The 10,274-nt window shown below is 71.0% G+C and carries 12 protein-coding genes; 8 read left to right on the forward strand and 4 right to left on the reverse strand.

Going from position 1 to position 10,274, the window contains the following annotated elements:
- The first annotated feature begins 232 nt into the window (after nucleotides 1-232).
- The 3 genes from ABZW32_RS11110 to ABZW32_RS11120 all read left to right on the forward strand — a co-directional run bounded on the left by ABZW32_RS11110 (nucleotide 233) and on the right by ABZW32_RS11120 (nucleotide 2,413).
- Nucleotides 233-1,375 (forward strand): GAF domain-containing sensor histidine kinase, encoded by a 1,143-nt coding sequence (locus ABZW32_RS11110; RefSeq protein WP_356214131.1) that lies wholly within the window; start codon nucleotides 233-235, stop codon nucleotides 1,373-1,375.
- A complete protein-coding gene (locus ABZW32_RS11115) occupies nucleotides 1,368-2,027 on the forward strand; it encodes a response regulator transcription factor (protein WP_356214133.1) in 660 nt (219 codons plus the stop codon). The genes ABZW32_RS11110 and ABZW32_RS11115 overlap by 8 nt, the downstream gene beginning before the upstream one ends.
- Nucleotides 2,028-2,167: 140 nt before the next feature.
- On the forward strand, nucleotides 2,168-2,413 hold the full coding sequence (locus ABZW32_RS11120; protein WP_356214166.1) for a chaplin: 246 nt from the start codon (nucleotides 2,168-2,170) through the stop codon (nucleotides 2,411-2,413).
- A gap of 271 nt (nucleotides 2,414-2,684) precedes the next feature.
- Here the strand turns inward: ABZW32_RS11120 and ABZW32_RS11125 are convergent, their stop codons facing one another.
- Entirely contained in the window at nucleotides 2,685-3,458 is a 774-nt protein-coding gene (locus tag ABZW32_RS11125) for a hypothetical protein (RefSeq protein WP_356214135.1), read from the reverse strand.
- 135 nt (nucleotides 3,459-3,593) lie between these two features.
- Here ABZW32_RS11125 and ABZW32_RS11130 point away from each other — a divergent pair, with 135 nt between their 5' ends.
- From ABZW32_RS11130 to ABZW32_RS11145, 4 genes are all read left to right on the forward strand, one after another.
- Entirely contained in the window at nucleotides 3,594-4,394 is an 801-nt protein-coding gene (locus tag ABZW32_RS11130) for an ABC transporter ATP-binding protein (RefSeq protein ID WP_030233549.1), read from the forward strand.
- A 92-nt stretch (nucleotides 4,395-4,486) separates the two neighbouring features.
- A complete protein-coding gene (locus tag ABZW32_RS11135; protein ID WP_356214137.1) occupies nucleotides 4,487-4,915 on the forward strand; it encodes an NfeD family protein in 429 nt (142 codons plus the stop codon).
- Nucleotides 4,916-5,000: 85 nt separating this feature from the next.
- Entirely contained in the window at nucleotides 5,001-5,975 is a 975-nt protein-coding gene (locus tag ABZW32_RS11140) for an SPFH domain-containing protein (protein ID WP_356214139.1), read from the forward strand.
- A gap of 89 nt (nucleotides 5,976-6,064) precedes the next feature.
- Entirely contained in the window at nucleotides 6,065-6,850 is a 786-nt protein-coding gene (locus tag ABZW32_RS11145) for a sulfite exporter TauE/SafE family protein (protein WP_356214141.1), read from the forward strand.
- Nucleotides 6,851-6,889: 39 nt separating this feature from the next.
- Here ABZW32_RS11145 and ABZW32_RS11150 read toward each other — a convergent pair whose 3' ends face one another.
- The 3 genes from ABZW32_RS11150 to ABZW32_RS11160 form a co-directional block, all read right to left on the reverse strand.
- Entirely contained in the window at nucleotides 6,890-7,393 is a 504-nt protein-coding gene (locus tag ABZW32_RS11150; RefSeq protein WP_030233558.1) for an HNH endonuclease, read from the reverse strand.
- Between the two features lie 149 nt (nucleotides 7,394-7,542).
- Nucleotides 7,543-8,076 (reverse strand): YbhB/YbcL family Raf kinase inhibitor-like protein, encoded by a 534-nt coding sequence (locus ABZW32_RS11155; protein ID WP_356214143.1) that lies wholly within the window; start codon nucleotides 8,074-8,076, stop codon nucleotides 7,543-7,545.
- A 47-nt stretch (nucleotides 8,077-8,123) separates the two neighbouring features.
- Nucleotides 8,124-8,906 (reverse strand): sporulation protein, encoded by a 783-nt coding sequence (locus ABZW32_RS11160; protein ID WP_356214145.1) that lies wholly within the window; start codon nucleotides 8,904-8,906, stop codon nucleotides 8,124-8,126.
- A gap of 117 nt (nucleotides 8,907-9,023) precedes the next feature.
- Between ABZW32_RS11160 and ABZW32_RS11165 the strand changes: the two genes are divergently transcribed.
- On the forward strand, nucleotides 9,024-9,665 hold the full coding sequence (locus tag ABZW32_RS11165; RefSeq protein ID WP_356214147.1) for a DNA-3-methyladenine glycosylase: 642 nt from the start codon (nucleotides 9,024-9,026) through the stop codon (nucleotides 9,663-9,665).
- The last annotated feature ends 609 nt before the right edge of the window (nucleotides 9,666-10,274 follow it).

Consider the following 10,274-nt stretch of genomic DNA (forward strand, 5'->3'; position numbering starts at 1 on the left):
GTGCGTCCTATGCGCGGGCTCACACCGGCCACACGGTGACCTCACCCAGAGTTGCATCAGCAATGCATGGTGTGACCGAGGTCCGCCTTGAGGACGGGAAGGACCCCGGCAGCCTCCTCCTCCGGGTGGACGGGCGGCCCCCTCACCCCCGACCCCCGACTGACCGGCTCCGGCCCCGGTCCTACGCCCGAAGCCCGATCCCGCAGGTCAGGGCCGCCGGTACGGTGACCCCATGCACAACGGACCCCGCTCGGGACTGGCGGCCGTCAGCAGCGCGCTGCTCGCCATGAGCCGCCGCCTGGAGGTCCACGACGTCCTGCGGACGATCGTCGCCTCCGCCCGGGAACTGCTGGACGCCGAGTACGCGGCCCTGGGCGTCCCGGACGACCACGGCGGCTTCGCCCAGTTCGTCGTGGACGGCATCAGCGAGGAACAGTGGCGCCGCATCGGCCCGCTGCCCCGCCAGCACGGCATCCTCGCTGCGATGCTTCACCAGGAGGAGCCGGAGCGGTTCGCCGACGTGCGCGAGGACCCGCGTTTCGGGGGCTGGCCCGCCGCCCACCCCGACATGTCCGACTTCCTCGGCCTGCCCATCCGGGACGGGGAGGAGACCCTCGGCGCCCTCTTCCTCGCGAACAAACGCGGCGGGAGCGGCTCCGGCGGCTTCACCGACGAGGACGAGGAACTCCTCTCCCTCCTCGCCCAGCACGCCGCCATAGCCCTCACCAACGCCCGCCTCTACGAGCGCAGCCGCGAGCTGACCATCGCCGAGGAGCGCTCGCGCCTCGCCCACGAGCTGCACGACGCCGTCAGCCAGAAGCTGTTCTCCCTGCGCCTGACCGCCCAGGCCGCCGCCGCCCTCGTCGACCGCGACCCCGCCCGCGCCAAGGGGGAACTCCAGGAGGTCGCCGCACTGGCCGCGGAGGCCGCCGACGAGCTGCGCGCCGCCGTCACCGAGCTGCGGCCCACCGCCCTGGACGAGGACGGCCTCGTCGCCACCCTGCGCAACCACGTCCGTGTCCTGGACCGCGCCCACACCGCCGCCGTCACCTTCACCTGTGACGGCGTACGGGCGCTGCCCGCGTCCCAGGAGGAAGCGCTCCTGCGCGTCGCCCAGGAGGCCCTCCACAACGCCCTGCGCCACTCCGGCGCCGACCGCGTCGAGGTCACCCTCGCCCGCACCCCCGCCGGCGGCGCCCTGCTGCGCGTGCGCGACTGGGGCCGGGGGTTCTCCCCGCCCACCGTCCGCAAGGCGGGCCGCCACCTCGGGCTGGTCTCCATGCGGGACCGCGCGAGCGGGGCCGGAGGCCGCCTCGACGTCCGTTCGGAGCCCGGTCGGGGCACCACGATCGAGATGGAGGTACCCGGTGGCTGAGGTCTCCGGCCCCCGCCGCGTCCGCGTCCTGCTGGTCGACGACCACCAGGTGGTCCGCCGCGGCCTGCGCACCTTCCTGGAGGTCCAGGAGGACATCGAGGTGGTCGGCGAGGCCGCCGACGGCGAGGAGGGCATCGCCCGCGCCGAGGAGCTGCGGCCCGACGTGATCCTGATGGACGTCAAGATGCCGGGCACCGACGGCATCGAGGCCCTGCGCAGACTGCGCGGGCTCGCGAACCCGGCACGGGTCCTGATCGTCACCAGCTTCACGGAACAGCGGACCGTGGTCCCCGCCCTGCGGGCCGGCGCCGCCGGGTACCTCTACAAGGACATCGACCCCGACGCGCTCGCCGGAGCCATCCGCTCCGTCCACGCGGGCCACGTCCTGCTCCAGCCGGAGGTGGCCGAGGCCCTGCTCGCCGCCCAGGACGACCGGCCCGCCGCGGCGGGCCGCCCGGGCGCGCTGACCGACCGCGAGCGGGAGGTCCTCGGCCTGATCGCGGACGGCCGCTCCAACCGCGAGATCGCCAGGGCGCTCGTCCTCTCCGAGAAGACGGTCAAGACGCACGTGTCGAACATCCTGATGAAACTGGACCTCTCCGACCGGACGCAGGCGGCGCTGTGGGCGGTCAGACACGGCCTCGCGGACTGACCGGAACGACAATCCCTTCAAGGGAGATTCATACGGTCGGGTGTATGTAGCCCACATGGCGTATCCCCACGGTCGGGGGCGCCGTTCTCCAGCACGTGCCGCGACGGCTGGTCGCGGCAGACGCACTGGAGGACGAGAACGTGAAGAACTTCAAGAGGGCCGCAGCCGCCACCATGATCGCGGGCGGCCTCGTCGCCGCCGGCGCCGGTGTCTCCTCGGCGCACGGCGGTGCGTCCGCGGAGGGCGAGGCCCTGAACTCGCCCGGCGTGGCCTCCGGGAACCTGCTCCAGGTCCCCGTGCACGTCCCCGTGAACGTGGTCGGCAACAGCGTCAACGTGATCGGCCTGCTCAACCCCGCCTTCGGCAACACCGGCGTCAACGCCTGACGTACCCGGCCGGCTCCCGCACCCCCCGCGTGCCGGCGGCCGCACCCCGCAGGCACGGCCCCGCTTCCCCCCTTCTCCCCGGGAAGCGGGGCCGTGCCGTACCCCGGCCCCGCTTCCCGGCCCGCACGCACCCCGGCCCGCGACCCAGGCCCGCACCCCGGCCTGCACGCACCCTGGCCCGGGACCCCGGCCCGCACCCGGCCCGCTCGCGCCAGGCCCGCGACCCCGGCCCGCTCGCGCCCGGCCCGCGAGCATCCGGGGCCGCCGGGTCCTACTGCTGCTCGACCGCCGCGTTGTACGCCGCGACCAGCGCCCGCCGGGCCACCCGCTCCACCGGCCGCAGCGCCTCGGCCCGCGCCGCCATCTCCGAGGCGGCCACCGCACCGCCGTGCCCGTTCTCGTACGCCAGCGACACCATCAGATCCACCCGCTGCGCCAGCGCCAGCACCCGTACCGCCCGCGCCGGGTACCCGGGAGCCAGCGCGTCACGGCCCGCATCCGCCCGCGCCCGGTACGCCGACAGCGCCGCCTGCGCCACCGGACCCGACCCCGCCACGTCCAGCCGGGTCAGCACCACCGTCGCCTCGCGCAGCGCCTCCGCCAGCTCCCGCTCCGCCTCCCCGAGCGAGGGCACGTCCGCCGGCGGGGCCTCCCGCACCGGCAGGCACTGCCACAGCACCGAGACGTGCACGTCACCGGCCGGGCCCGCCTCCGTCACCTCCGGCACCAGACCCAGCGCCGCACCCACGCACACCACGGCCTCCTCGGCCTCCAGCGCCCGCGCGTTGAACTCCGGCGGGCCGCTCAGCCCCAGCGGATGCCCCGGCGCCGGCAGCGCCACCCGCAGCCCGCTCACCCCCAGCGCACGCAGCCGCCCGAGCGCCAGCGTGAGCCCGACCGGCCCCGCCTCCCCCGGCAGCCCGGCCACCCGGTGCACGGCGTCCTCGCCCACGATCGACAGCGCGGCCTCGTCGGGCGAGACCAGACCGGCCAGCAGAGCGTTCCCCCAGGCGGCCAGCCGCCCTGAACGTGGTTCGAAAAGCATCCCCCCACTCTACGGATCCGGCGCCGGACCCGGCCTGGCGCCCGTAGCCCTCCGAGAGTGGCGTAGGTTTTCCCCTGGGGCCGCGCCTACAGGCGCGCACAGAGAACCGTGACTGCAAGGGGTGACAACACGCTCATGAGCGATGTTCTGGAGCTGGTGGACGTATCCGTGGTCCGCGAGGGCCGGGCTCTGGTGGACCAGGTCTCCTGGTCGGTGAAGGAGGGGGAGCGCTGGGTCATCCTCGGCCCCAACGGCGCCGGCAAGACCACGCTGCTGAACCTCGCCTCCAGCTACCTCTTCCCCACCAAGGGCTCCGCCACCATCCTCGGCAGCACCCTCGGCAAGCCCGGCGCCGACGTGTTCGAGCTGCGCCCGCGCATCGGCGTCGCCGGCATCGCGCTGGCCGACAAGCTCCCCAAGCGGCAGACCGTCCTGCAGACCGTGCTCACCGCCGCCTACGGCATGACCGCGACCTGGCAGGAGGAGTACGAGGACGTCGACGAGCAGCGCGCCCGCGCCTTCCTCGACCGCCTCGGCATGAGCGACTACCTCGACCGGAAGTTCGGGACCCTCTCCGAGGGCGAGCGCAAGCGCACCCTGATCGCCCGCGCCCTGATGACCGACCCCGAGCTGCTCCTCCTCGACGAGCCCGCCGCGGGCCTGGACCTCGGAGGCCGCGAGGACCTCGTACGCCGCCTCGGCCGCCTCGCCCGCGACCCGATGGCCCCGTCGATGGTCATGGTCACGCACCACGTCGAGGAGATCGCCCCCGGCTTCACGCACGTCCTGATGATCCGCCAGGGCAAGGTCGTCACCGCCGGTCCCATCGACCTGGAACTGACCTCGCGCAACCTCTCCCTCTGCTTCGGCCTCCCGCTGGTCGTCGAGCGCAACGACCACGACCGCTGGACCGCCCAGGGCCTGCCCCTGCGCTAGGCGCTCCCGAGCCCCGGTCCGCCGCAGGGCCGGGGCGCGTGCCCGCGCTCGCGCCCTGTCCGGACCGCACCCACCCGACCTACCATGACGATGTGAACATCGACGCGTGGGTGTGGTGGCTCATCGGCGCGGCCGGACTGGGCATCCCGCTCGTCCTGACCGCACTGCCGGAGTTCGGCATGTTCGCCGTCGGCGCCCTCGCGGCCGCCGGTACGGCGGCCCTCGGCGGGGGAGTGGTGGCACAGGTCCTGGTCTTCGTCATCGTGTCGGTCGCGCTGATCGCCGTCGTCCGGCCGATCGCCAACCGCCACCGGGACCAGCGGCCCCAACACCGCAGCGGAATCGAGGCGTTGAAGGGCAGATCCGCCCTCGTCCTCGAACGCGTCGACGGCAGCGGCGGCCGGATCAAGCTCGCGGGCGAGGTCTGGTCCGCCCGCACCCTGGACGTCGACAGCAGTTTCGAACCGGGTCAGTCCGTCGACGTCGTCGACATCGACGGGGCGACCGCGGTCGTCATGTGAGCAAGCAGCCCACCCGCGGCCCCGGGGTCTGCGAGACTCCGCTGAACGGGGCAGCACAGACAGCCGGAAGGGCACGGGGAACCGCATGCAACCGATCATCATCGTCCTGATCATCCTGGTGGTTCTGGTCTTCATCGCCCTGGTCAAGACGATCCAGGTGATCCCGCAGGCCAGCGCAGCCATCGTCGAGCGGTTCGGCCGCTACACCCGCACCCTCAACGCGGGCCTCAACATCGTCGTCCCGTTCATCGACTCGATCCGCAACCGGATCGACCTCCGCGAGCAGGTCGTCCCCTTCCCGCCGCAGCCGGTCATCACCCAGGACAACCTGGTCGTCAACATCGACACCGTCATCTACTACCAGGTGACCGACGCCCGCGCCGCGACGTACGAGGTGGCCAGCTACATCCAGGCCATCGAGCAGCTCACCGTCACCACCCTGCGCAACATCATCGGCGGCATGGACCTGGAGCGGACGCTGACCTCCCGCGAGGAAATCAACGCCGCCCTGCGCGGAGTCCTCGACGAGGCCACAGGCAAGTGGGGCATCCGCGTCAACCGCGTCGAGCTCAAGGCGATCGAGCCGCCGACCTCCATCCAGGACTCGATGGAGAAGCAGATGCGCGCCGACCGCGACAAGCGCGCCGCGATCCTCCAGGCCGAAGGTGTCCGCCAGTCCGAGATCCTGCGAGCCGAGGGCGAGAAGCAGTCCTCCATCCTCCGCGCCGAAGGTGAGGCCAAGGCCGCCGCACTGAAGGCCGAGGGCGAGGCCCAGGCCATCCGTACGGTCTTCGAGTCCATCCACGCCGGCGACGCCGACCAGAAGCTCCTCGCCTACCAGTACCTCCAGATGCTCCCGAAGATCGCCGAGGGCGACGCCAACAAGCTCTGGATCGTGCCCAGCGAGATCGGCGACGCCCTCAAGGGCCTCTCGGGGGCCATGGGCAACTTCGGCCCCCTGGGCGGCGGTTCGGGCGGCTTCAACCCCCAGGCCCCCGGCAAGGGCGCCCCCGAGGCCGACAGCGTCAAGGAGCGCCGGGAACAGCCCCCCATCGACTGAGGCGCCCTCCCCTCGTGCATGATCGGTGAGGCCCCTCGACCTTCATGGCGGGGAGGCGACTCACTCACGCAAAGGGGATGGCTCCGTCCATGTCTCCGCTCTCAGCGTCCTTCTGGGACTCCCTCGCGGTCCTCGCCGCCGGAATCGGCGCCGGCACCATCAACACCATCGTCGGTTCCGGCACCCTGATCACCTTCCCGGTGCTGCTCGCCACCGGACTGCCCCCGGTCACCGCGAACGTCTCCAACACCCTCGGCCTGGTGCCCGGTTCCCTCAGCGGGGCCTTCGGCTACCGCAAGGAGCTCCGGGGCCAGCGCGCCCGCGTCCTGCGCCTCGGCGCGGTCTCCCTCGTCGGCGGCCTCGCGGGTGCGATCCTGCTCCTCAACCTGCCGTCGGACTCCTTCGACACGATCGTGCCCGTCCTCATCGGCCTGGCACTCGTCCTCGTCGTCCTCCAGCCCCGCCTCGCCGCAGCCGTGCGCCGCCGCCAGGAAGCCGCCGGCGGCGACACCGCCCACCCCGACGGCGGCCCGGCCCTCATGACCGGAATGCTGCTCGCCAGCGCCTACGGGGGCTACTTCGGCGCCGCGCAGGGCGTCCTCTACCTCGGGCTGATGGGCCTCTTCCTCCACGACGACCTGCAACGGATCAACGCCGTCAAGAACGTCGTGGCCGCCCTCGTCAACGGCATCGCGGCCGTCTTCTTCCTCTTCGTCGCCGAGTTCGACTGGACGGCCGTGGTCCTCATCGCCGTCGGCTCCACCATCGGCGGCCAGATCGGCGCCAAGGTCGGCCGGCGCCTCCCGCCGACCGTCCTGCGCGGAGTCATCGTGACGGTCGGGATCCTCGCGATCGTCCAGCTCCTCCTCCGCTGAACGGCGTACGAGGAGTACGCCGCCCAGCGGACGAGTGGCTCAGGCGCTACGCCCGAGCCACTCGGGCAGCCCGTCCTGCCCGCCCACCCCGAGGGCCAGCAGCATCGCGTCGGCAGGAGACGGGACGAAGGGCTTGCGCAGCAACGGCATCCCCGCCTCCTCAGGAGTCCGCGCCGCCTTGCGGTGGTTGTCCTCGGCGCAGGAGGCCACCGTGTTCAGCCAGGTGTCCCCACCGCCCTGCGCCCTCGGCAGTACGTGGTCCACGGTCGTCGCGCGCTTCCCGCAGTACGCGCACCGGTGTTGGTCCCGGACCAACACCCCCCTCCGTGACCAGGGAGCATGTCTTCGGAAGGGCACCCGCACATACCTGCACAACCGGATAACCCGCGGCATCGGCAACTCCATGGTGGCCGCACGCACACGCAGCTCGGGATGCGACTGTTCGACCACGGCCTTGTCCTGGAGCACCAGGACCACGGCCCGGTTCAGCGTCACCGTCGACAACGGCTCGAAGCTCGCGTTCAGCACCAGCGTGTCCCGCATCTCGCCCACCTCCCGTGTGCAGGCCCGCGACCACCCCGGCGGCAGGGCCCGCAACCACTCTGGCCGCGCGCGCCACGCGGGACAACGCAATAAAAATGCCCGGTCCTGGCCGTCTTTAGACCAGGACCGGGCGAACACGCGGAGAACGATCAGCGCAACGGAGCCTCGTACTCACCGATCAGCTGGGCGCGACCCAGCGCGTGGAAGCGCAGATGGAAACCGACGACCGCCGGGGACGAGTCCTCGTCCGGCCCGAGCTGCTCCCGGTCCACCGCGTACACGGTGAACACGTACCGGTGCCGCTCCCCGCGCGGCGGAGCCGCGCCGCCGAAGTCACGCGTGCCGTAGTCGTTCCGCGCGTGCACCGCACCCTCGGGCAGCCCGGCGAAGTCCCCGCTCCCCGCACCGGCCGGCAGCTCGGTCACCGAGACCGGCAGGTCGAAGAGCACCCAGTGCCAGAACCCGCTGCCCGTCGGGGCGTCCGGGTCGAAGCAGGTCACCGCGAAGCTCTTCGTCCCCTCGGGGAAGCCCTCCCACCGCAGCTGCGGCGAGACGTTCTTGCCCGTCAGCACCTGGGCCGCGTGCAGATCGGCCCCCTGTGCGACGTCGTCGCTCGTCACCGTGAAGGAAGGAACCTCCGGGTGGAAAGCGTGCGGAAGGGGAGCCCTGTTCTGTTCGGCCACTGCTGTACCTCCTGAGGGGAAACGCGTACGGGCGTACGGGCCCGAGCCTAGAACCAGTTGCGCTGCGAACCGACCGACGCGATCCACTGGTTCAGGTACGCGGCCCAGTCCGTTCCCTCGTACGACTGCAGACCCACCTGGAAGCAGCGGTAGGTGTCACTGCCCTCACTGAACAGGCCCGGCTTCTTGTCCATCTCCAGCACGACGTCCATCTCACGGCCGTCCGAGACGAAGGTCAGCTCCACCTGGTTCAGACCGCGGTACTGCGACGGCGGCAGGAACTCGATCTCCTGGTAGAACGGCAGAGTCTGCCGGGTGCCGCGGATGTGCCCGCGCTCCATGTCCGCGCTGCGGAACGAGAAGCCCAGCTGCCGGAAGGCGTCGAGGATCGCCTGCTGCGCCGGCACCGGGTGCACGTTGATCGGGTCGAGGTCGCCCGCGTCCACCGCGCGCGCGATCTCCAGCTCGGTGCTGACCCCGATGCTCATCCCGTGCAGGTGCTGACCCCCGAAGTGGGTGATCGGCGTCTCCGCCGGGATCTCCAGCCCGAACGGCACCACGTGCAGCGCGCCGGCCTGCACCTGGAAGGCACCGCCGAGACGCTGCTTGGTGAAGACGACGTCCTGCTTGTACTCGTGGTCGCCGCCCTCCACCTCCACGCGCGCCTGGAGGCCGACGGACAGCCCCTCGATCTGCTGCTCCACGGCCCCGCCCTGGATCCGGACCTCGCCCTGCACGATCCCACCCGGCACGACGTTCGGCTCGGTGATGATCGTGTCCACCGAAGCACCACCGGCACCCAGGCTCGCGAACAGCTTCCTGAACCCCATGCTCAATCTCCCCTGATACGGATCTAAGGATCTGGCGACTACGTCGCGCCTACCCCTTACCAACGCGGAACCTTAGGCCCCGGTTGCACGGGGGCCCGTTCCACTACGCTCGACCGGATGAGCGCGCGCCCCGACCGTACGCCCCTGGCCCGGCCCTTCTTCGACCGGCCGGTCCTCACCGTGGCCCCCGACCTGCTGGGCCGCGTCCTCGTCCGCCGCACGCCGGACGGCCCCGTGGAACTGCGCATCACGGAGGTCGAGGCCTACGAGGGCACGACCGACCCCGGCTCCCACGCCTACCGCGGCCGCACCGCCCGCAACGCGTCCATGTTCGGCCCACCCGGACACGCGTACGTCTACTTCATCTATGGCATGTGGTTCAGCCTCAACCTGGTGTGTGGCCCGCCCGGCCACGCGAGCGGTGTCCTGCTGCGCGCCGGGGAGGTCACGGTGGGCGCCGACCTCGCAGCCAAACGTCGACTTTCCGCCAGAACCTCCCGAGAACTGGCCAAGGGCCCGGCCCGTCTGGCCACGGCCCTCGATGTCGACCGCTCCCTCGACGGTACGGACCTCTGCGCCGGCCCCGATTCCCCCCTGTCCCTCCTCACCGGCAACGCCACCCCGCCCGACCTGGTGAGCAACGGACCCCGCACGGGGGTCGGGGGTGCGGGGGCCGCACACCCCTACCGCTACTGGATCACCGGCGACCCTACGGTGAGCCCCTACCGCCCTCACGCACCACGCCGCCGAGCAACTTGACTCGGCCGTGACGGACGCCTAACGTAGCCCGAGCCGCTTGAACGGGGTACTGCCTTCGCAGACCCCCAGAGTGGCGAAACCACTACCTACGACTTACCCCTGGCGGGGGCCCATTCGGCATGCCCGAATTCCCTGCCCGCCGGCTCGATTATGAGCCGGAAGGGGAAAGCGCTAACGTAGCGGAGCGCCGAAAGGCACAGACCCTCCAACGGTCACCGAATTCAAATCCAGAACCGGAAACGGCGCGGAAATGATCTGGTAAGGTTGGAATCGCCGGAAAGGGAAAACGTGAAAGCGAAGAACCTGGAAAGCGAAGCGCGAAAGACTCTGATAGAGTCGGAAACGCAAGAACAGAACGAAAGCCCGGAGGAAAGCCCCAGTAAGTGTTACTGAGGGTGAGTACAAAGTAAGCGTCCGTTCCTTGAGAACTCAACAGCGTGCCAAAAATCAACGCCAGAAGTTGATACCCCGTCCACTTCGGTGGATGAGGTTCCTTTGAAAAAGTCCTGCTTCGGCAGGCAACCAAACACAGCGAGGACGTTGTGGCGCGTCGGTCATATTCCGACATGACGTGCCCGCTCTAAGTGTGTGTTGACCCGATTACGGGTA

Source organism: Streptomyces sp. NPDC004667 (genome assembly GCF_040609475.1).
GTDB lineage: Bacteria > Actinomycetota > Actinomycetes > Streptomycetales > Streptomycetaceae > Streptomyces.